The 21,542-nt window shown below is 69.4% G+C and carries 11 protein-coding genes and 3 rRNA genes; 9 read left to right on the forward strand and 5 right to left on the reverse strand.

Going from position 1 to position 21,542, the window contains the following annotated elements:
* The first annotated feature begins 97 nt into the window (after positions 1-97).
* The 3 genes from LO772_RS18550 (at position 98) to LO772_RS35845 (ending at position 5,551) form a co-directional block, all read left to right on the forward strand.
* A complete protein-coding gene (locus tag LO772_RS18550; protein WP_231773144.1) occupies positions 98-613 on the forward strand; it encodes a transglycosylase family protein in 516 nt (171 codons plus the stop codon).
* 187 nt (positions 614-800) lie between these two features.
* Complete coding sequence (locus LO772_RS18555; RefSeq protein WP_231773145.1) at positions 801-2,063, forward strand: metallophosphoesterase family protein; 1,263 nt, start codon at positions 801-803, stop codon at positions 2,061-2,063.
* Positions 2,060-5,551, forward strand: a complete 3,492-nt coding sequence (locus LO772_RS35845; RefSeq protein WP_269453052.1) for an ATP-binding protein — start codon at positions 2,060-2,062, stop codon at positions 5,549-5,551. The genes LO772_RS18555 and LO772_RS35845 overlap by 4 nt, the downstream gene beginning before the upstream one ends.
* Positions 5,552-5,631: 80 nt before the next feature.
* On the opposite strand, the gene LO772_RS18565 is transcribed toward LO772_RS35845, so the two are convergent.
* Positions 5,632-5,931 carry a hypothetical protein gene (locus LO772_RS18565; protein ID WP_231773146.1) on the reverse strand — a complete coding sequence of 100 codons (300 nt, stop codon included), beginning with the start codon at positions 5,929-5,931 and terminating at the stop codon, positions 5,632-5,634.
* A 223-nt stretch (positions 5,932-6,154) separates the two neighbouring features.
* Between LO772_RS18565 and LO772_RS18570 the strand changes: the two genes are divergently transcribed.
* The gene (locus tag LO772_RS18570; protein ID WP_231773147.1) at positions 6,155-7,489 is read left to right on the forward strand and encodes a glycosyltransferase; all 1,335 of its coding nucleotides are present in this window, start codon (positions 6,155-6,157) and stop codon (positions 7,487-7,489) included.
* On the opposite strand, the gene LO772_RS18575 is transcribed toward LO772_RS18570, so the two are convergent.
* Together LO772_RS18575 and LO772_RS18580 are read right to left on the reverse strand one after the other, a co-directional pair.
* On the reverse strand, positions 7,476-8,348 hold the full coding sequence (locus LO772_RS18575) for a spermidine synthase (protein WP_231773148.1): 873 nt from the start codon (positions 8,346-8,348) through the stop codon (positions 7,476-7,478). The two genes, LO772_RS18570 and LO772_RS18575, sit on opposite strands and share 14 nt — an antisense overlap.
* Positions 8,348-8,812 carry a hypothetical protein gene (locus LO772_RS18580; RefSeq protein WP_231773149.1) on the reverse strand — a complete coding sequence of 155 codons (465 nt, stop codon included), beginning with the start codon at positions 8,810-8,812 and terminating at the stop codon, positions 8,348-8,350. Before LO772_RS18580 ends, LO772_RS18575 begins: the two co-directional genes overlap by 1 nt.
* 853 nt (positions 8,813-9,665) lie before the next feature.
* Here LO772_RS18580 and LO772_RS18585 point away from each other — a divergent pair.
* From LO772_RS18585 to LO772_RS18600, 4 genes are all read left to right on the forward strand, one after another.
* Positions 9,666-11,189, forward strand: a 16S ribosomal RNA gene (locus tag LO772_RS18585).
* 352 nt (positions 11,190-11,541) lie between these two features.
* A 23S ribosomal RNA gene (locus LO772_RS18590) occupies positions 11,542-14,669 on the forward strand.
* A gap of 168 nt (positions 14,670-14,837) precedes the next feature.
* Positions 14,838-14,954, forward strand: a 5S ribosomal RNA gene (gene rrf / locus LO772_RS18595).
* The 16S, 23S and 5S rRNA genes sit together here, the layout of an rRNA operon.
* An 87-nt stretch (positions 14,955-15,041) precedes the next feature.
* Positions 15,042-15,233 carry a hypothetical protein gene (locus tag LO772_RS18600; RefSeq protein WP_231773150.1) on the forward strand — a complete coding sequence of 64 codons (192 nt, stop codon included), beginning with the start codon at positions 15,042-15,044 and terminating at the stop codon, positions 15,231-15,233.
* A 116-nt stretch (positions 15,234-15,349) separates the two neighbouring features.
* On the opposite strand, the gene LO772_RS35850 is transcribed toward LO772_RS18600, so the two are convergent.
* Together LO772_RS35850 and LO772_RS18610 are read right to left on the reverse strand one after the other, a co-directional pair.
* Entirely contained in the window at positions 15,350-16,981 is a 1,632-nt protein-coding gene (locus LO772_RS35850; protein WP_269453053.1) for a protein phosphatase 2C domain-containing protein, read from the reverse strand.
* Between the two features lie 470 nt (positions 16,982-17,451).
* Positions 17,452-18,351, reverse strand: coding sequence for an RNA polymerase sigma factor SigF (locus LO772_RS18610; protein WP_231773151.1), 900 nt, complete (start codon positions 18,349-18,351; stop codon positions 17,452-17,454).
* A 434-nt stretch (positions 18,352-18,785) separates the two neighbouring features.
* Here LO772_RS18610 and LO772_RS18615 point away from each other — a divergent pair, with 434 nt between their 5' ends.
* Complete coding sequence (locus LO772_RS18615; RefSeq protein ID WP_231773152.1) at positions 18,786-21,536, forward strand: SpoIIE family protein phosphatase; 2,751 nt, start codon at positions 18,786-18,788, stop codon at positions 21,534-21,536.
* Positions 21,537-21,542: the final 6 nt, after the last annotated feature.

The raw sequence follows: 21,542 nt of genomic DNA on the forward strand, positions 1-21,542 counted from the left end.
GGAGGCCCGCGTCCCGTGGGCCGTCCGGGTGGCCCACGGCGTGGTGCGCCGCGGAGAACGGCGGTGCGGCGCGCGGCCGTGCCTAGCGTCGGGGCCCATGGACCGACGCGGGATTCGACCCTGGGCGCGCGCTGCCGCGGGCATGCTGCCGGCGCTCCTGCTCGGCATGGCCGCCGCGGTGCCGGCCCACGCGGTGTCCGACGCCACCTGGGACAGCCTCGCGATGTGCGAGAGCAGCGGCCGGTGGGACATCGACACCGGCAACGGCTATTACGGCGGCCTGCAGATCCTGCCGTCCACGTGGGACGAGGCGGGCGGCCGGGTCTATGCCGCGCTGCCGCACCGGGCGACCCGGCGGCAGCAGATCAACATCGCCGAGCGCGTCCTGCGGCGGCAGGGATGGGACGCGTGGCCGCAGTGCGCGCTCGCCCTCGGCCTGCACGCCGTGCCGGTCACCGCGACGTACGTCGTGCGCGACGGCGACAGCCTCTCCTCGATCGCGGACATGTTCGGCGTCGCCGGCGGGTGGGAGACGGTCTACCGCATCAACGTCGAACTCATCGGCCCCGACCCCGACATGCTGGTCACCGGTACGACGCTCGACATCCCCTGACCGCGCGCCGCCGCCGCGCACGCGCCCGGCGGCACCCGCTCGGGCACGCCCTCGCGCCAGCCCCGCCACGACGGTTCGGCCCGCCCGCCGGGTCCCGGGATTCCGCGATCGCGGCCGGGGCCGGAGAGCGCACGGCATATCCTGGGCGCCTGTCGATCAACCGCCCGGATGGAGGGCCAGCGGCCGGATGAAGCTGTTGCACGCTGCCGACCTGCACATCGACAGCCCGCTCCGCGGCTTGTCCCGCTACCCGGGCGCCCCCGCCGAGGAGTTCCGCGGAGCCGTGCGCCGCGCGCTCACGAACCTGGTCGACCTCGCGCTGCGCGAGGCCGTCGACGCGGTGCTGCTGGCCGGGGACATCTACGACGGCGACTGGAAGGACTACCGGACCGGCCTGTTCTTCGGCTCGCAGATGCAGCGCCTGCGCGACGCCGGGATCCGCGTCTGCATGGTCTCCGGCAACCACGACGCGCAAAGCCGGATCACCAAGGAGCTGCGGCTCCCCGACAACGTCCGCGTCCTGGCCACCGCACGGCCCGAGACCGCCGAGTACCCCGACATCGGACTCGCCGTGCACGGCCAGGGGTTCGCCGAACGAGCCGTCACCGACAACCTGGCCCGCGGCTACCCCAAGGCACGCGACGGCTACCTCAACGTCGGCCTGCTGCACACCGCGCTCGACGGCGCCGACAAGCGCCACGCGCTCTACGCGCCGTGCCGCGTCGACGACCTGGTCGCGCGCGGCTACGACTACTGGGCCCTCGGCCACATCCACTCCCGCCAGGTCGTCCGCGCCGGCGACCCGTGGATCGTCTTCCCCGGCAACCTCCAGGGCCGCCACGCGCGCGAGACCGGCGCCAAGGGCGCGACCCTGGTGACCGCCCACGGCTCGCGCGTCACGGCGGAGCACCGCGACCTCGACGTCGTGCGCTGGGACCACCTGCACGTCGACGCCTCGCGGGCCGCCGACGTGGCGGACGCCCTCGGCCTCGCCGTCCAGGGCATGCGCGACAGCGTGCGCGCCGCCGACGGCCTCCCGCTCGCCCTCCGGGTCAGCTTCACCGGCCCGTCCGACGCGCACCAGGCGCTGTGGCGCGACCTCGACCGCGTCGACAACGAAATACGCGCGGCTGCGGGCGATTTGGACGACATATGGGTCGAGAAGGTACGCGTCGCCACGACGCACCCGGTCCGCCCCGACCGGTTCGACGACGTCACCGAACTCATCGGCGACCTGCGCGCCACGGCCACCGCGATACGCGCGGACCCGGCCGCGCTGGACAAGCTCGTCCGCGGCCTGCCCGGGCTGCGCGGCATCGGCGCCACCGTCGACGACGAAGGCATCCGCGTCGACGACGAGGCCTGGCGCACCCGCGTCTTCGACGAGGCGGTCGACCTGCTCGCCGCGATGGTCGGCGGCGAGACACCCGAGCCGAGGGGCGGCGCGTGAGAATCGAGCGGCTCGACCTCACCGCGTTCGGCTGCTTCACCGGCCGCTCGCTCGACCTCTCCGCACCGGGCGTGCACATCGTCGCGGGCCCCAACGAGGCCGGCAAATCGACCGCGCGGTACGCGGTCGGGCAACTGCTCTACGGCATCGACGTGCGCACCACGTACAACTTCGTCCACGCGAACGCCGACATGCGGCTCGGCGCGCTGCTGCGCGACGCACGCGGCGAGGCCCTGGAGATCGTCCGGCACAAGCGCACCAACAACCCGCTGACGACACGCGACGGCTCCCCGCTCCCGGAGCGCGAGCTGATCCGCGTCCTCGCCGACGTCGGCGCCGACGAATTCCGCCGGGTCTTCGCCCTGGACCACGACGAACTCCGCGGCGGCGGAGACGACTTGCTCGCCGGCAAGGGCGACGTCGGCCGGGCCCTGTTCGAGTCCCGGTCGAGCAGCCGGCTCGCCGAGGTCCAACAGGCCCTGCTCGACAGATCCGCCGAACTCTGGCGCCCGAACGGCAAGCGCCGGATCAACAACGCCGTCAAGGAGATCCGCGAACTCCGGCGCCAGGTCGCCGGTTTGGAACTCGATCCGCGAGACTTCGCGGTCGCCGAGAAGGACGTCGACAACGCCGCCGAGGAATACACCCGCCGCGAGAACGACCTGCGCGAGCTGCGCGCACGGCACTCCCTGCTCACCCAGGTCCGCACCGCACTCCCGCAACTGCTCAAGCGCGCCGAGCTGGTGGCCCGCATCGCGGAGGAGGCCGAGGCCGGGCCTGTCGTCGCCGACGAGACCGCCGCCGAACTCGAACGCGTCACCGCGCGCCTGCTCACGGCCCGCGGCGACACCGCGCACGACCGCGCCGCACTCGCCGAAACCGAGCACGAACTCGCCGCGCTCGCCGCCGACACCGTCCACCTCGCGCACGCGGAGGCCCTGGACGCGCTGTACGCCGAAGCCCGCGCCGTCCGCGAATCTGTCGACCAACTCGCGGCAACCGAAGCCGAGTTGCGTGATCTGCGGGCGCGCGCGCAGCAACTCCTCGACACGGTCCGCACCGGCCGGTCCGTCGACGACCCCGACGCGTACGCTCTCCCCGCCGGCCTCACCGACCGCATCGCCGCCCTGCGCCACGAACGCGCCGTACTCGACACCGCGTCGGCCGGTGCCCGCGAGCACGCCGAACGCCGCGCCGACAAACACGCCGCCGCGGTCGCCGCGCTCGCCGCCGCCCCGCCCGTGCCCGACCGCGACCCCCTGCGGGCCCTGCGCGGCGCGGTCCCCGAAGGCCTGGCCGGCGACATCCTCCGGCAGGACGCACGCGTCACGGAACTCACCGCCAAAGCGGACACCCTGCGCGCCCGCCACGGTCTCGGCGACGTCCCCGACGCCATCCTCGTCCGCCTGCCGACACCGTCCCGCGCCGAAATCGACGAACACCGCGCGGCCCTCGACGCCCTCCGGACGACGACGGAGGCGACCGCCGCCCGCCGCGAGACGGTCGCCGGGCGACTCGACACCGCCCGGCGCGAACTCGGCCCCCTGCTGCGCTCCGACGCCGCACCCACCGAGGCCGAGCTGCGCACCGCCCGCACCGAACGCGACGCCCTGTGGGCCGAGTTGCGGTCCGCGCGGACCGTCCCCGACAACCGCGCGGCGGCCTTCGCCCGCGCCGTCGCGCACGCCGACGACATCGCGGACGGCATCCGGCACCGGGCGGCGGAATCCCTGCGCCGCGCCCACCTCGAAGCCGCCGTCGACCACGACCGCGCGCTGCTGGCCGAACTCGACGCCGCGAGCGCCGAGTCGGCCCGGCGCCGCGCCGACCTCGCGGCGGCATGGGACGCGCTGTGGCGCGCGTGGCCGCCCGTCGGCCTCACCCCGCCCGGCCCGGCGGGCGCCGATCGACTCATCGACGCCGTCGCCGAGTTGACCGGTGTGCTGGCCGAACTCGACCCGGCACGCCGCGCGTTGGAGGAGCTGCGTACCCGCGAAGCCGACCTGGTCGCCCGCTTCCGCACCGAACTGGACCGCGCCGGCGCCCCGACCGAGGCCACCGCCCTGCGCGAACTCACCGGCCTCGCCGACCTGCGCGTCACGGCACTGACCGAGGCCCTGCGCGACCGCGAGGCCGCCGAGGAGCACGTCCGCACCGCCGCCGCGGAACTCGACGAGGCGCGAACGGCCTTGCGCGCCGCCGAGGAAGCCCGCGCCCACGGGGACGAAGCCTGGCACGAGATCGCGCACGCGACCGGCCTGGCGGACGCCGACCCCGACGCGCTGACCGCGGCGGTCGAGACACTCGCCGACGTCGCCCGCAAGGCCCGCGAGATCGCCGACGCCACCGCCCGCCGCGACGAATCCGCGGCGCGCGTCGCGGACTTCGACGCGCGCCTCGCCGCCGTCCTCGCCGCGGCACCCCAGACCGCACCCGCCGCCGGACCGAACCGCTTCGACCAACTCGCCCGCCACCACGAGGCGTTGGTCCGCGAGCGCAAAGCGCGGGACGCGCGCGAACTGCTCGACACCCGGGCCGAACGCCTGCGGCGGCGCATCGAGACCGGCGACGCCGTGGCCGCCGCCGCGGCGAACGAACTCGCGGCCCTGGTCGAGGCGGCCGGGGTCGACGACGAGAACGCCCTGCGCGACGCCGTCGCCCGCACGCTCCGCCTCCGCGCGCTGCGCGACGAACGCGCCGCGTCCGAAGGCCTGCTGCTCGACACCGGGATGCCGATCCCGGAACTCGAAAGCCTCGCCCGCGACTGGACCGGCCCCGAACTCGACGCCGCGCTGGAGCAGTTGGCGACGGACGTCGCGCGGGCCGAAGAGGCGTACACCGCGCAGAGCGCCGAACTCGGCCGGGTCCGCCAGGTGCTGGACGCGATCGACGACTCCGCGCGGGCCGCGCAGGCCCAGGAGGCCGCCACCGCGCGGGTCGCCGAGCTGTCCGTGGACGTCGAGCAGTACGTGCGCCTCGAACTCGCCCGCGAAGTGCTGCTGCGCTGCATCGAGGACTACCGCCGGGACAACCAGGCCCCCGTCCTGACCCGCGCCGAGGCGCTGTTCGCCGCCCTGACCGGCGGCAGGTTCACCCGCCTCGTCACCGAGACCGAGGCCAAGTCCGGCAAGGCGGTCCTCAAGGCGCTGCGCGCCGGCCGCGGGAACCGCCGGGACGGCGTCGGTGTGGAGGCGATGAGCGAGGGCACCCGCGACCAGCTCTACCTGGCCCTGCGCCTCGCGACCCTCGAACGCTACGCGGACGCCGAGCGGACCATGCCGCTGATTCTCGACGACATCGCGATGACCTTCGACGACGGCCGGACCGGCGCGCTGCTGCGCGTCCTGGACGCCATGGCCGACCGCTTCCAGGTGGTTCTCTTCACCCACCACGAACACCTGGCGGACCTGGCACGGGCGGCGCTGCCGGAGGGTCGCGCTCACGTCCACGGGCTCCCGGCGTTCGCCTCGGGGCCGCCCCCGGCCTGAGAGGTTTTCGCGGCCCGGAGCGAAGTCCGGGCCACGGAACGGCAGTCGATTCAAACGGACATCAGACGGTGATCGGACCGTCAGTGGACCGGCTTGAGTTCGTCGTGCCGGTAGAGCGGGCGAAGCCCGTTGGCAAGGCGCACGCCGTACCAGCGGAACGGGGTGACCGGAGGCCGGTGGGCGTCACCGTAGACGTCCGCGACCTCGCCTAGTTGGCCCGCACTCAGACCGACCTGCACCCGGACGCGCGTTCCGACCGGATAGCCCTGTCCCCACGACTTCGACTTGGTTTCTCCCATGAGGGCACCGCCCTTCTGGCCCGGTGGCCTGGCCGACCACGCGTGGCCGTTGAAGACCCCCGCATCGGTACCCTCGGCCATGAGTGTGCTGATCTTGAACGTATTTGAGTGATAAGAACCGGATTCAGTCCGTCGGGGGAGCGCGAATTCGGCCGAGCGGAGTAAACCCGAGCGGAAACGTCCCTCGAACCGGTGACGCGCCGTGAACGCTTCTGCGCACTTGGCGGACCCCCGGGCGGCATCCCGGTCGCGCCCGCCCGCACTCCCGGCGCCGTCGGGGCGTCCGCCTGAGACGCTTGTCCGCGTGGATGTCCTTGTGTGGATCACCTTGGTGTCGGGTGTCGCGTGGCTGTACCTCGCCGTCGCCCACGGCGGCTTCTGGCGTACCGACGTCCGGCTCGCGCCGCGCGGTACGCGGTTCCCGCCCGACGACGCGCCCTCGGTCGCGATCGTCGTCCCCGCCCGCGACGAAGCCGACATCATCGGGGCCTCGCTGCCGACGCTTCTCGGCCAGGACTATCCCGGCCCTGTGCGCGTGATCCTCGTCGACGACGGCAGCACCGACGGAACCGGGGAACTCGCCCGCCGCCTCGGCGCGTCCGCCGGGGCGCGCGTACCGCTGACGGTCACCACGCCCGGCCCTCCCCCGCCCGGCTGGACCGGCAAACTGTGGGCCGTCAGGCACGGCGTCGCCCTCGCCCACGACGACCCCGCGGGCCCGCCCGACCACCTGCTGCTGACCGACGCCGACATCGCGCACGCGCCCGACTCGCTCGCCCGCCTCGTGGCGGAGGCCGAAGCCGGGCCGCGCGAGGGGCGCCTCGATCTCGTCTCGGTGATGGCGCGCCTGCGTGTGCGGACGGGGTGGGAGCGCCTGATCGTCCCCGCGTTCGTCTACTTCTTCGGGAAGCTCTTCCCCTTCCGCCGCGTCAACCGGCACGGCGGTCGCACGGCCGCCGCGGCGGGCGGCTGCGTCCTGGTCCGTTCCGAGGCGCTCGCGCGGGCGGGAGGGATCGACGCCATCCGCGACGCGGTCATCGACGACGTCACACTCGGCACCGCCCTCAAACGCAGCGGTGGCCGGATTCGACTGGTCCTCGCCGACCCGCCGGACCCCGCTGACCCGCCGACGCGGGACAGCCCGCTCCGCGAGATCGGTGACCGCGAAAGCGGCGGCGCGGCCGGGGAGTTCCCGGCGACGCCCGTCCACGTCGACAGCATCCGTCCGTACCCGACGCTCGCCGACCTGTGGCGCATGGTCGCGCGCAGCGCCTTCGCCCAACTGCGGCACTCCTGGCTGTTGTTGGCCGGCACGGTCGTCGGCCTCGCGCTCGTCTACCTGGCCGCGCCCATGGCCGTCGTCGTCGGCGCCGTGGCCGGAAACCCGCCGCTCGCCGCCGTGGGGGCGGCGACCTGGGCCGTGATGACCGCGACATATGTGCCGATGGTCCGCTACTACGGCCGCCCGTCGTACGAGGCCCTGCTGCTGCCCTTCGCGGCCACGCTGTATCTGGGGATGACCGTCGACTCCGCCGTGCAGCACGCCCGCGGGCGGGGGGCGGCGTGGAAGGGCCGGACGTATCCCGCGCCCGACACCACGCCGAGCACCCGGGAGCGCCGAGCCACTACCGACGGCTGAAAACCTTCTCCGGAGGCAGCGGCGAACGCGTCGCCGTGGCGTCGCGCACGACGGCCGCGCCACCGGTGAAGTCGTCGAGATCGCGGCCGGACCGCACCCGTCCGGGAAACGGGTCCGCCGCGGTACGCCGGGACAGATCCGCGACGGGAAGCTCACGGCGCGACGCGGCCACGACGACGTTGCCGAACCGCCGCCCCCGCAGAACCGCCGGATCACCGATCATCGCCACGTGGGGGAACACCGCCGCGATGGTCGCTATCTGGCCGCGGACGAAATCCAGCCGGCCGCCGTCCGCGAGATTCGCCGTATATACGCCTGCCGGATCGAGTGTGCGGGCGACCTCGCGGACGAATTCCACCGTCGTCAGATGCGCCGGAACCCGGGAACCGCCGTACGCGTCGACCACGACCAGGCCGAAAGCCGCGTCGCGCGCCTTGGCGGTCATCGCGCGCGCGTCGCCGTGGCGGACCTTGACCCGGGCGCTCTTGTCGAGCGGCAGATGCCCGCGGACGAACGCGGTGAGCCCGGCGTCCGTCTCGACCGCCTGTTGCGGCGACCGCGGGCGCGTCGCGGCGATATAGCGCGGCAGGGTCAGCGCGCCTCCGCCGAGGTGCAGCGCCGGGAGCGGCCGACCGGCCGGCGCACACAAATCGGCGACGTGCCCGATGCGCCGGACGTACTCGAATTCAAGCCACATCGGATCGTCCAGATCGACGTGCGACTGCGGCGCGGCGTCGAGGAACAGCGTCCAGCCGCGCGGACGGTCGGGATCCGGCACCAGCTCGACGGCCCCGGAGTCGACTTCCGCACGGACCGACGGGCCCGGACCCCGGGAACGCCGCTGCTTGCCGGCTCCCATTACGCGAGATCCCCCGGTGGGCCGGCAGCCGCCAGCCGCGGGCTCGCCTCCGGGGCCAGGACCCGCCACGTCATGTGCTCGGCGGCGAAGAAGCACTGCGAGCGGCCGACGACGTCGACCGCGTCGACCGGCTCGTACTGACCGGGGCCGTCGACGGGGTCGAAGTCGAGGTAGAGCAGTTCACCGTGGGTCTCGTCGGAAAAGCGCGAGACGACCGGGTCGAAATACAGCATTCCGGAGAAACCTTTGCCGTGTTCGACGCGGTAGTCGCGCAGGCCGGACAGCCGGAACTCGACCGGCGTCCACGGCCAGCCGTGCTCACGGTCGCGCGCGTCCACGACGACGCGCGCGGTGGCGCCGCCCGGAGTGAACGGATCGTCGATGCTCACCCGGGTCACGCAACCGTTGTCGAAGTCGTACTCGGCCAGCAGGTCGCCCAGAGTTTCGGGCGTGAGCGGCGACATCAAGGGTCCTCCGGTGGATGTCAATGACGACACCATCATGGGTCCAACGCCGTCCTCGCGGTCGGGTGCGTGCCGTGACAGGCGACCGCGCACGGTCGATCGGGACCCGCGCCGGCCCGGTCGGTTGCCACTCGGCCACAACGCCGGCGCCCCGCGCCCTGACCCGCGGCGACCCGGCTCAAACCTCGGAACCGATCCTGAATTTGCTCCCGGGCGCCACTGTGGGTACAGTCATCGCACCGCTCAGCAGGGAGACCTGAGACAGCGTGTACGCATGTACAGGCTGGCTGGTCCCGCGGGCGGGGATCCACACGTCATTCACGTCCGGGCAGCGGTGCGCTCTCAGCGTTTCGTGCTCGTCAGTGGTGCGCGCGGATCCGACTCGGACCACACCGGGGCGCGACAGGAACGCCGATTAGGCGAAACGAAATGCGATCCGCTAAAGTCTGAGCCGCCGAAGGAAAAGCCCGCAAGGTCGATTCCGAAGGCGCCGCGGAAAGCCGGAAACACACCGGAAACAGTGTGCTAGGCTGGAAGCACAGAAAGACAAAAGAAACACCGAAGAACGCAACGCCCGGAGAGACCGGTGACAGGGTCTCAATGGAAGCGTCCGTTCCTTGAGAACTCAACAGCGTGCCAAAAGTCAACGCCAAGTAACATATCCCCGGCGTTCACTGGTGCCATCGGAATCATTTCCGGTGGTGTGGGTGGGCGTAGGGATTCCTTTGGTGGAGAAAATCCTCCGATCATTGTCAGCGGTCGGGGGTCACAGCGAGGACGCAGGCGCCGGTCGGATTATTCCTCCGATGTGGTGCCGGCTTGTTCCGTGTGTTCGCCGGATGACCGGCAGGCATCTACGGAGAGTTTGATCCTGGCTCAGGACGAACGCTGGCGGCGTGCTTAACACATGCAAGTCGAACGGTGAAGCCCTTCGGGGTGGATCAGTGGCGAACGGGTGAGTAACACGTGGGCAACCTGCCCTGCACTCTGGGATAAGCCCGGGAAACTGGGTCTAATACCGGATATGATCCTTCCTCGCATGGGGTGGGGGTTGAAAGTTCCGGCGGTGCAGGATGGGCCCGCGGCCTATCAGCTTGTTGGTGGGGTAGTGGCCTACCAAGGCGACGACGGGTAGCCGGCCTGAGAGGGCGACCGGCCACACTGGGACTGAGACACGGCCCAGACTCCTACGGGAGGCAGCAGTGGGGAATATTGCGCAATGGGCGGAAGCCTGACGCAGCGACGCCGCGTGAGGGATGACGGCCTTCGGGTTGTAAACCTCTTTCAGCAGGGAAGAAGCGTGAGTGACGGTACCTGCAGAAGAAGCACCGGCTAACTACGTGCCAGCAGCCGCGGTAATACGTAGGGTGCGAGCGTTGTCCGGAATTATTGGGCGTAAAGAGCTCGTAGGCGGCTTGTCACGTCGGATGTGAAAACCCGGGGCTCAACCCCGGGCCTGCATTCGATACGGGCAGGCTGGAGTTCGGCAGGGGAGACTGGAATTCCTGGTGTAGCGGTGAAATGCGCAGATATCAGGAGGAACACCGGTGGCGAAGGCGGGTCTCTGGGCCGATACTGACGCTGAGGAGCGAAAGCGTGGGGAGCGAACAGGATTAGATACCCTGGTAGTCCACGCCGTAAACGTTGGGCACTAGGTGTGGGCGTCATTCCACGATGTCCGTGCCGCAGCTAACGCATTAAGTGCCCCGCCTGGGGAGTACGGCCGCAAGGCTAAAACTCAAAGGAATTGACGGGGGCCCGCACAAGCGGCGGAGCATGTGGCTTAATTCGACGCAACGCGAAGAACCTTACCAAGGCTTGACATCGCCGGAAAACTCCCAGAGATGGGGGGTCCTTTTGGGCCGGTGACAGGTGGTGCATGGCTGTCGTCAGCTCGTGTCGTGAGATGTTGGGTTAAGTCCCGCAACGAGCGCAACCCTTGTTCTGTGTTGCCAGCACGCCCTTCGGGGTGGTGGGGACTCACAGGAGACTGCCGGGGTCAACTCGGAGGAAGGTGGGGACGACGTCAAGTCATCATGCCCCTTATGTCTTGGGCTGCACACGTGCTACAATGGCCGGTACAATGGGCTGCGATACCGCGAGGTGGAGCGAATCCCAAAAAGCCGGTCTCAGTTCGGATTGGGGTCTGCAACTCGACCCCATGAAGTCGGAGTCGCTAGTAATCGCAGATCAGCATTGCTGCGGTGAATACGTTCCCGGGCCTTGTACACACCGCCCGTCACGTCACGAAAGTCGGTAACACCCGAAGCCGGTGGCCCAACCCTTGTGGGGGGAGCCGTCGAAGGTGGGACCAGCGATTGGGACGAAGTCGTAACAAGGTAGCCGTACCGGAAGGTGCGGCTGGATCACCTCCTTTCTAAGGAGCACATGGCCCGCTTCGGTCGAATGTACCGAGGGGGTTGCTCATGGGTGGAACGTTGACTATTCGGTGCCGGGTTTCCTCCGGGACGGTTAGTACTGCTGCTTGCAGCGTGGAACGCGGTCTGTTCGGGGGGGTCTGGTGTCGGGCACGTTGTTGGGTCCTGAGGGAACGGGCCCTGCGGCCTTGTCTCGCGTGTGCGTGGGGTGGGGTCGTTTGGTTTGTGTCTCTCTGGATCGCCGGTTTCGATCGGCCGTGTGTACCGCTGGCTTTGTGCTGGTAGGCATCGGTGGGAGATCGTTGTTTCCGGTTGTTGTTTGAGAACTACACAGTGAACGCGAGCATCTGTGGCCAAGTTAGTAAGGGCGCACGGTGGATGCCTGGGCATCAGGAACCGATGAAGGACGTGGGAGGCCGCGATAGGCCCCGGGGAGCTGTCAACCGAGCTGTGATCCGGGGGTGTCCGAATGGGGAAACCCGGCAGTCGTCATGGGCTGTCACCCGCACCTGAATGTATAGGGTGTGTGGAGGGAACGCGGGGAAGTGAAACATCTCAGTACCCGCAGGAAGAGAAAACAACTGTGATTCCGCGAGTAGTGGCGAGCGAAAGTGGATGAGGCTAAACCGTGGTGGTGTGATACCCGGCAGGGGTTGCCATCGCGGGGTCGTGGGTTTTTTCTGGATCGGTCTGCCGGCCGGTCGGCGAGTCAGAAACCGTATGGGTAGTCGAAGGACATGCGAAAGGTCCGGCGTAGAGGGTAAGACCCCCGTAGACGAAACTTATGCGGCTCGTTTGAGGAATACCCAAGTAGCACGGGGCCCGAGAAATCCCGTGTGAATCTGGCGGGACCACCCGCTAAGCCTAAATATTCCCTGGTGACCGATAGCGGACTAGTACCGTGAGGGAAAGGTGAAAAGTACCCCGGGAGGGGAGTGAAATAGTACCTGAAACCGTGTGCCTACAAGCCGTGGGAGCGTCGCCATCCGCGCTAGTCGTGTGGTGGTCGTGACTGCGTGCCTTTTGAAGAATGAGCCTGCGAGTTTGCGGTGTGTGGCGAGGTTAACCCGTGTGGGGTAGCCGTAGCGAAAGCGAGTCCGAAGAGGGCGGTTGAGTCGCGCGCCCAAGACCCGAAGCGGAGTGATCTAGCCATGGGCAGGGTGAAGCGGAGGTAAGACTTCGTGGAGGCCCGAACCCACCAGGGTTGAAAACCTGGGGGATGACCTGTGGTTAGGGGTGAAAGGCCAATCAAACTCCGTGATAGCTGGTTCTCCCCGAAATGCATTTAGGTGCAGCGTCGTGTGTTTCTTGCCGGAGGTAGAGCACTGGATGGTTGATGGGCCTTACCGGGTTACTGAGATCAGCCAAACTCCGAATGCCGGTAAGTGAGAGCGCGGCAGTGAGACTGCGGGGGATAAGCTCCGTGGTCGAGAGGGAAACAGCCCAGAGCACCGACTAAGGCCCCGAAGCGTGCGCTAAGTGGGAAAGGATGTGGAGTCGCAGAGACAACCAGGAGGTTGGCTTAGAAGCAGCCATCCTTGAAAGAGTGCGTAATAGCTCACTGGTCAAGTGATTCCGCGCCGATAATGTAGCGGGGCTCAAGCGCACCGCCGAAGTCGTGTCAGTGACACAGTAGCCAAGCCTTTGTGGTTCAGGTGTGTTGCTGGGTAGGGGAGCGTCGTGCAGCGGGTGAAGCCGCGGTGGAAGCCAGTGGTGGATGCTGCACGAGTGAGAATGCAGGCATGAGTAGCGAATCACACGTGGGAAACGTGTGCGCCGGATGACCAAGGGTTCCTGGGGCAGGCTAATCCGCCCAGGGTAAGTCGGGACCTAAGGCGAGGCCGACAGGCGTAGTCGATGGACAACGGGTTGATATTCCCGTACCCGCTACGATGCGCCAACGCTGAACCTCGTGATGCTAAGGCCGTGAAGCGGCCGTGATGCCTTCGGGTGGATCGGTGCGGTGGAGCCGCCGGCCCAAGCGGGTAGTAGGTGAGCGATGGGGTGACGCAGGAAGGTAGTCCAGCCCGGGCGGTGGTTGTCCCGGGGTAAGGGTGTAGGGCGTGGTGTAGGTAAATCCGCACCGCATGTGTCTGAGACCTGATGCCGACCCGATTGAGGGGAAGTGGATGATCCTATGCTGTCGAGAAAAGCCTCTAGTGAGTGTCGTGGCGGCCCGTACCCCAAACCGACTCAGGTGGTCAGGTAGAGAATACCGAGGCGTTCGGGTGAACTGTGGTCAAGGAACTCGGCAAAATGCCCCCGTAACTTCGGGAGAAGGGGGGCCGGTCCTGGTGACGGAGTTTTCCTCTTGAGCTGGGGTCGGCCGCAGAGACCAGCGAGAAGCGACTGTTTACTAAAAACACAGGTCCGTGCGAAGTCGTAAGACGATGTATACGGACTGACGCCTGCCCGGTGCTGGAACGTTAAGGGGACCGGTTAGTCCTTCGGGGCGAGGCTGAGAACTTAAGCGCCAGTAAACGGCGGTGGTAACTATAACCATCCTAAGGTAGCGAAATTCCTTGTCGGGTAAGTTCCGACCTGCACGAATGGCGTAACGACTTCTCGACTGTCTCGACCACAGGCCCGGTGAAATTGCACTACGAGTAAAGATGCTCGTTTCGCGCAGCAGGACGGAAAGACCCCGGGACCTTTACTATAGCTTGATATTGGTGTTCGGTTCGGCTTGTGTAGGATAGGTGGGAGCCGGTGAAGCGATCACGCCAGTGGTTGTGGAGGCGTCGTTGAAATACCACTCTGGTCGTGCTGGATGTCTAACCTGGGTCCGTGATCCGGATCAGGGACAGTGTCTGGTGGGTAGTTTAACTGGGGCGGTTGCCTCCTAAAGGGTAACGGAGGCGCCCAAAGGTTCCCTCAGCCTGGTTGGCAATCAGGTGTCGAGTGTAAGTGCACAAGGGAGCTTGACTGTGAGACTGACGGGTCGAGCAGGTGCGAAAGCAGGGACTAGTGATCCGGCGGTGGCTTGTGGAAGCGCCGTCGCTCAACGGATAAAAGGTACCCCGGGGATAACAGGCTGATCTTCCCCAAGAGTCCATATCGACGGGATGGTTTGGCACCTCGATGTCGGCTCGTCGCATCCTGGGGCTGGAGTAGGTCCCAAGGGTTGGGCTGTTCGCCCATTAAAGCGGTACGCGAGCTGGGTTTAGAACGTCGTGAGACAGTTCGGTCCCTATCCGCTGTGCGCGTAGGAGTCTTGAGAAGGGCTGTCCCTAGTACGAGAGGACCGGGATGGACGAACCTCTGGTGTGCCAGTTGTTCTGCCAAGGGCATGGCTGGTTGGCTACGTTCGGGAGGGATAACCGCTGAAAGCATCTAAGCGGGAAGCCTGCTTCGAGATGAGGGCTCCCACAGGGTTGACCTGGTAAGGCTCCCGGTAGACGACCGGGTTGATAGGCCGGATGTGGAAGCGCAGTGATGTGTGGAGCTGACCGGTACTAATAGGCCGAGGACTTGTCTTCAGATTGTTTTTTGGTTCGCGTTCATTGTGTGGTTCCCGGACCGCAACCGGTTTCCGGTGGTTCATGGTTTGGCGTCAAGCAGGTTTCTGCCTCCGTGTTGGTGGGGGTGGGCTGGTTGGTTGTCGGGCGTGTGGCCCTGGGTTTTGGGGTTGTTGTGTTCGATGGTTTTCCGGTGGTTTTGGCGGAGAGGAAACGCCCGGTTCCATTCCGAACCCGGTAGCTAAGCTCTTCAGCGCCGATGGTACTGCACTCGAAGGGGTGTGGGAGAGTAGGACGCCGCCGGAATTTGTGTGTGAGAGAGGCTTCTTCCTTCGGGGAGAAGCCTCTTTTGCGTTGGTACATGTTTCGACGTGGGACGGTATGGTCGTGCGCATGGCTGAAAACAATGAGAATGACCCCGCCGCCAGCACGCAGATGTTCCAGGCTTTTGTGGCGGGAGAGCGAGCCAACGCGGCGGCGCCGGCCGAGCACCATCGCAGCGGGGGGATCTCCCCGGTGATGGTCGGCGTGATCGTCGTCGTGGTGATCGCTGTCGTCGTCGGCGCCGTGCTGGCGTTCGCTTGAGAGAACCCGTGTTCCCGGAAGCGGCGGGCCGAGGGCCTGGAACCAGGCAGGGCCCGGTGTCAGGTCTCGTCCCGCCGCCATGACGTGCGCCGGGTGAGCCGCTTGCGGCCGGTGGCCTACGGCTCCGGCCAGAGGGCCACGACCGCGCCGTCGTCGGTGTGGCTCCCCTCGGCGACGTCCGCCAGGAAGCGGAGCAGTTCCGGTGGGCGGCGCCAGTCCTCGGCGAGGCGGGCGGCCAGGCCGCCCGAGCCGGCGCCGAGAGCTTCCGCGTAGCCGCCGGTCATCACCACGAGGGCGTCGCTGGGACGCCAGGTCGTGCGGCAGACCCGTACGTGCTCCGTCCCGTGTTCGGGCAGGGCCGGCGGGGACGTGTCCGGCGCGGTCTCCCGGACCCCCAGAGGGGCCCGCCAACCGCCTTCGGAGAGGCGGAGGATGGTGCTGTCCCCGAGTACCGCCATGTCGACGCGGTCGTCTTGGAGCGGTTCCGCCGACGTGACGAGGACCGCGAGCCGGGTCGCGGGGGCCGGTCGGCCCAACGAGCGTGCCCGGGCGCCGATTTCGGTCAGCCGGGTGCGCAGCTCGGTGCGTACGGTGTCGAGGGTGGTGGTCCAGTCCCATTCCGCGTGCGGGCCGGATGCCACCATGCGCGCGACGGCCCGGTAGGTGCTGCGGATCGCGACCTGCGCGGCCAACTCGGCGGCGTAGACGCCGTCGACGCCGTCGCAGACGATGGTGATCGTCCAGGTGCCGCTGGGGTCGGGGCCCGCGGCGAAGGAGTTCTGCCGGGGTGTGCCCTCTTGGGCGTGCAGGCCGCCGCGCACCGCGGCGGCGCGTACGGTCAGGAGCCCGACGCGTCCGCCGTCGACGACCATGCCGCCGCCGTCGGCGAGGACCGGGGTGGGCAACAGGCGGAGCATGCGCCGGGGTTCGGGGCCTTCGTCGGAGAAGTGCGCGGGCTGGTCGTGATCCGGTGCCGCCGCGGGGGCCGGGCGGTCGTCGGGGGCGCCGTCGTCGGGGAGTCGCTTCACGAGGGGGAGTGCCGCCGTCATTCCGGGGTCGGGGGCGCCGGGAGGGGGTTCGTGCGCGGTTCCGTCGGGGTCGCGCGGGTCGAGGGGGTCGACGGGGTCCATCGGGTCCAGCCAGTCGGAGACCGCGCCGCCGCGGCTCGGCCCCGTGCCGGTGGGTGCGGGGTCGCGGGGTGCCGGGGCGGCCGGGGGGAGTGTGCCCGCGGGGAGGGCGTCGGACATCGGGGTGCCGGGCGGCGGGCCCGAGCCGAGCATGATGTCTTCCCACGGGCTGCTGTTGCGGGTGCGCCGGGGCCGGTCGCGGTCCGCCGGGTCGTCGTCGGCTGCCGGGGCGGGCACGTCGTCCGCGAGGTCGGCGGGTGCTCCGGCGCGTTGGGTCTGGCGGGGGACCGGCGGCGGTGTGTCCGGTGGCGGGGGTACGGAGGCCGGGCCGTGGTAGAGGTCGTTCTCGTCGTCGGTGCGGTCGGCGTACAGGCCCGGTTCGTCGTTCGGGCCGGAGGCCGTGCCGAAGCCGAGCCAGCTCGCGAACCGGCGGGCGGGGCCCGGTCCCCGGGCGCCGGCGCCTTCGGATTCGTCGTCGTAGCCGGCGTAGTCGTCCTGGTAGGGGTCGTCGTACGGCTCCGCGTCGAAGTCCGCGTCCTCGTCGTCGTACCGCCGCGCCGTCGTTCTCTGCGCCGGCGGTCGGTCGCCGGTGGTGGGGCGCCTGTCGAAACCGTCCGGCACGGGTCACTCCTCTTCTCCCGGGTCCACCCGGTTTCGCGGACCGGTCGGGGGACCGGCTCCGCTGACCGGATGTCAGGTCACCGTCCCAGCCTGCCCGGACCGTGCGGTCGCGCGCACGTGTTCGGGCATCTCGGGCCTGGGACCGAGATTACGACGCGGTCTCGCCCGAACAGAGCAGTCGACACGATCTTGTGATGCGGATGACGAAATGGCCGGGGTTTACCGGTGTTCATTGTTCGGCCGAGTCCGGTCATATTCAACTTCCGGCGTTTTTCCGGTTGTTCGTCAGGGGTGGGCCGGGACGTGCCGGTGCGGTGCCGCGGGTGGTGCGGAACGGCCTTCCGAGGAGATAAATCGTTTCATGGATTCACTCATATGGATCCGGGCGGGAGCCTGTCCGGCGGCCGGCCGCGGTCCGTGATGTGCCGCGTGCGGGCTGTCTTTTGGTCCGCGATGTCACCCGATCGCCGTCAGCAGTCACCCAGTTCCGCGCGCAGTCGGGTCAACGTGCGGGAGAGCAGGCGCGAGACGTGCATCTGCGAGATGCCCAGTTCCGTGGCGATTTGGGACTGCGACATGCTGTGGAAGAACCGCATCAGCAGGATGGTGCGCTCGCGGTCGGGCAGGCGGGACAGCAGGGGGCGCAGGGCCTCGCGGTACTCGACGCCTTCGAGGGCCTGGTCCTGGTAGCCGAGGCGGTCGGCGAGGGTGCGTTCCTCGGTGCCGTCGGTGGCGTCCAGGGACGAGGGCGCGTAGGCGTTCGTGGCCTCCAGGCAGGAGACGACCTCCTCGGGGGTGACCTTGAGGTACGCGCCGATCTCGGCGACGGTCGGGGCGCGGTCGTGCGCCTGGGAGAGGGTTTCGATGGCCTCCGACAGCGAGAGCCACAGCTCCTGGACGCGCCGGGGGACGCGCAGCGACCAGCCGCTGTCGCGGAAGTAGCGCTTGATCTCGCCGATGATGGTCGGCATCGCGTACGAGGGGAACTGCACGCCGCGGTCGGGGTCGAAGCGGTCGATGGCCTTGATGAGGCCGATGGTGCCGACCTGGACGACGTCTTCGTGCGGCTCGTTGCGGTGCCGGAAACGGTTCGCGGCGTAGCGCACGAGCGGCAGGTTCTGGCGGATGAGTTGGTCGCGGACGTCGCCGTGGTCGGCGGTGCCGGGGTCGAGTGCGGCGAGGCGGGTGAACAGCGCCGCGGAGATCTGGCGTACGTCGGCGCCGTCGCGTGGTTCGTGGGGAGCGGGATCGCTCCCGATGACATCGAAGGGGTCCAGGTCGGCGATCGGGCGCCGACGGTGCGGGACCTCGGGGCGGGGGCGAGGCACTGGTTCGTCGTGACCGGGCTTGGTGTCGAGCAGAGCGGACATCCGTACCTCATCGCAGGCTCGTCTGATACCGGCAGCTTTCCGGTCTGTCCGGATCGGTACCGGTCGGTGTCCATCAGATCAATACCAGAAGCCACGGTCTTATCAAACCGCTTCGGGTAAAGCAGACATTTAGCTTCAAAACTCTTGAAATCACACAGGATTGGTAGTGGGATGGGGCAGATCCCAGCAAATGTCGATCAAGACACGTAGTTGTTTATGATCATAAGTGGCATGAAGCGGCGGCTATTGCTATAGGTGTGTTGTCCAACAGTTTCGGTATCCACCCCGTAACCTTGCGCGACAAAGCCGCGGCACCGCGTGATTCCCGGGGGTACGACCCGGCGTACGCTTTCGCTCTTGGGGGACGGCCCGCGGCCCGTGCGGCGCGCGGCGCGCGGGCCACGGCGGCGCGGGGAGCACCGAGGAGGCACCGCATGGGGGTCAAGCGGGGGAAGGGCGGTCCGGGGGCGCCCCGGACCCGGCCGAAGGAGACGCCCTGCGGCGCGGAGGGCTCCCCCGCGGACAGGGCTGCCCGCGGTCCGGCCGCGGCCCTGCGGCCCGCGTGGTCGTGGCCGGGGCTCCAGGCCCTGTTGGAGCCGCAGCTCACCGGGATCGCCGAGATGTGCGGCGAGGAGTCGCCGGTCACCGTCGTGCACGTGCACCTGTGGCACGAGGACATCGGCGAGTTGCGCGGCGTCGCCGGGCTGGTCGACGAGTCCGCGGGGCAGCCGACCTTCTCCCACCTGTGGTGCCGTGTCCTGGTCGACGAGAACCTGCCGGTCACCGAGGCGCTGCGGCGGCAGCGGGTCGTCACGGTCGAGGACCCGGCCGGTGGCGCGGCCCGCTATCCGCGCCGGGAGCGGCAGACCTGGGGCGACCTCGCCGGGGCCTGCGTCTGCGTCCCGGTCACCGTCCCCGCCGCCGAGGACGGCTCGGGAGATGACGCGGCGCCGGTCGCGGAGGAGAAGCCGCTCGGGGTGCTCACGGTCGCCTTCCGGGACCCGATGCCGTTGGGGCCGGAGCTGGTCGAACGGCTTGGCGGGTGTGCGGCGCGGATCGGCGAGCGGATCGCCGCGGTGGCCGAGCTGCCGCGCGCGGAGCCGTTCCGGCGCGAGCCGACCGCGTCCCTGACCGCCGCGGTGGCGGCCTCGCGGGACGCCGCGGGCGTCCTCGGCGAGGACGCGGGCGCGACCGCCGCACGGTCGGCACCGCGTCCCGGTCGCCGCACCCGGCGTTCCCGGACGGCGGCGCGCCTGCGGGCCACGCTGGCGGCGCTCGACGCGGCCGGCACCGGGACGTTCGACTGGGATCTGGAGACCGGGCGCATCGCGCTCGACGCGCGGTTGTCCCGGCTGCTCGGCAAGGACATCCCGTACGTGGGCCCGATCGAGCCGGTGCTGTGCCTGCTGCACCCCGCCGACTACCCGGTGTTCCGCATGCATCTCGCGGAGGCGTTCGCCACCGGCGGCCCGTTCAGCTCCGGGCAGCGGGTGCTCGGTGCGGACGCGGTCTACCGCTGGGTGGAGATGCGGGGCAGCGTCGTGCCGTCCGGCGGCGGCGGGACGCACCGGATGCGGGGGGTGGTCACCGACGTCACCGAGGCCTCGGACCTGCGGGTCAACCTCGCGCGGCAGGTCGAGGACGTCGAGGCGATGGTGGTGGCCGTCGACGAGGAGTGGCGGGTGGTGTACTGCAACGCCGCCGGCGCGCAGATGTTCGGCCGTCCTCGCGCCGAGATCCTGGGCCGGGCGCTGCACGCGCTCCTTCCGGAGGCGTACAGCGAGAGCTGGGGGCGCGAGTTGTTCACCGCGCTTCAGGAGCGCCGCCCCCAGACGGTCACGCTGCACATGCCCGGTGACGACCGGTGGTTCCAGGTCCGCGTGCATCCGTGGCGCGGTCAGATGGTGCTCTATTGCGTCGACATCACCGACGAATACCGCGACGCCGCGCGGCAGCGGGAGGCCGCGCAGGTCACGGCGGCGCGGCAGGCACGCGTCCAATTGCTGACCGCGGCGTTGGCGGAGTCGCTGACGGTGGACGACGTCGTGCGCGCGGCGCGTCGGCTGCCGGCGGTGTGCGGGGCGGACGGCCTGGTCATCGGGATGGTCCAGGGCGGGCGGCTGCGGGTCATCGGGCATGTCGGCTATTCGCCCCAGACGGCGGGCGAACACCCCGCGTGGGATCTGGGGGAGAACGCGCCGTTCGTCGAAGTGGTGCGGCGGCGCAGCGCGTTCGCGATCACGTCGCGTGCGGAGTACGTGCGCCGCTATCCGCACCTGCACGAGTTGGCGGGCGCGTCGGGGCGGCACGCGTGGGTGTTCCTGCCGCTGGTGGCGTCGGGGGAGGTCGTGGGCTCGGCGGTGCTGTCGTACAACCGGGAGCGCGATTTCGGTCCGGACGACTTCCGGTTCCTCGGGCAGATGCGTGCGCTGCTGGCCCGGGCGCTGCACCGGGCGCGGCGCTACGACGACGAGCACGCGATGTCGTCCGGGTTGCAGCGCGGGCTGCTGCCGGGGCGGCCGACGCGGATCCCGGGTCTGACGATCGCGACGCGCTACCTGCCCGCGACCGTGGGGATGCAGGTCGGCGGGGACTGGCACGACGTGATCGCGCTGCCGGAGGGCCGCGCCGGGCTGGTGATCGGCGACGTGCAGGGGCACGGGGTGGACGCGGCGGCGATCATGGGCATTCTGCGGACGGCGGTGCTGGCGTACGCGGTCGAGGGCCACGAGCCGGGCGAGGTCGTGCGGCGCACGAACGCGTTGACGGCGGGGCTGGGCACGGACTTGTTCGCGACGTGTGCGTACGCCGAGTTCGATCCCTCGTCGGGGCGCGCCCTGGTCGTCCGTGCCGGGCACCAGCACCCGGTACTGGTCGAGCGGGCGGGCGTGCGCCAGGTTGATGTTCCCGGCGGGTTGCCGCTCGGCATCGACACCGGTGCGCGTTATCCCGTCACCGAGTTGGTGTTGCGGCGCGGCGATGTGCTGGTGTTGTGCACGGACGGCCTCGTCGAGTCGCGGGGCCTCAGCCTCGACGAGGGCGTGGCGTGGATGCTGGCGACCCTGGAGGACGGCCGGGGCATGAGCCCGGACGGTCTCGCGGGGCACCTCATCGCCCGGCGTACCGGGGAACTGGGGGACGACATCGCCCTGTTGCTCGCCCGGTACGACGGTTCCGACGGCTGACCGGCG

The sequence above is a fragment of the Yinghuangia sp. ASG 101 genome (genome assembly GCF_021165735.1).
Lineage (GTDB): Bacteria > Actinomycetota > Actinomycetes > Streptomycetales > Streptomycetaceae > Yinghuangia.

What these genes read in the sequence shown, in the direction of transcription:
- LO772_RS18555 (WP_231773145.1), top strand. Translation starts at nt 801, where the DNA reads ATGAAGCTGTTGCACGCTGCCGACCTGCACATCGACAGCCCGCTCCGC.
- LO772_RS18615 (WP_231773152.1), top strand. Translation starts at nt 18,786, where the DNA reads ATGGGGGTCAAGCGGGGGAAGGGCGGTCCGGGGGCGCCCCGGACCCGG.
- LO772_RS18565 (WP_231773146.1), bottom strand. Translation starts at nt 5,931, where the DNA reads ATGGCCGAGGGTACCGATGCGGGGGTCTTCAACGGCCACGCGTGGTCG.
- LO772_RS18575 (WP_231773148.1), bottom strand. Translation starts at nt 8,348, where the DNA reads ATGGGAGCCGGCAAGCAGCGGCGTTCCCGGGGTCCGGGCCCGTCGGTC.
- LO772_RS18600 (WP_231773150.1), top strand. Translation starts at nt 15,042, where the DNA reads ATGGCTGAAAACAATGAGAATGACCCCGCCGCCAGCACGCAGATGTTC.
- LO772_RS18610 (WP_231773151.1), bottom strand. Translation starts at nt 18,351, where the DNA reads ATGTCCGCTCTGCTCGACACCAAGCCCGGTCACGACGAACCAGTGCCT.
- LO772_RS18580 (WP_231773149.1), bottom strand. Translation starts at nt 8,812, where the DNA reads ATGTCGCCGCTCACGCCCGAAACTCTGGGCGACCTGCTGGCCGAGTAC.
- LO772_RS18550 (WP_231773144.1), top strand. Translation starts at nt 98, where the DNA reads ATGGACCGACGCGGGATTCGACCCTGGGCGCGCGCTGCCGCGGGCATG.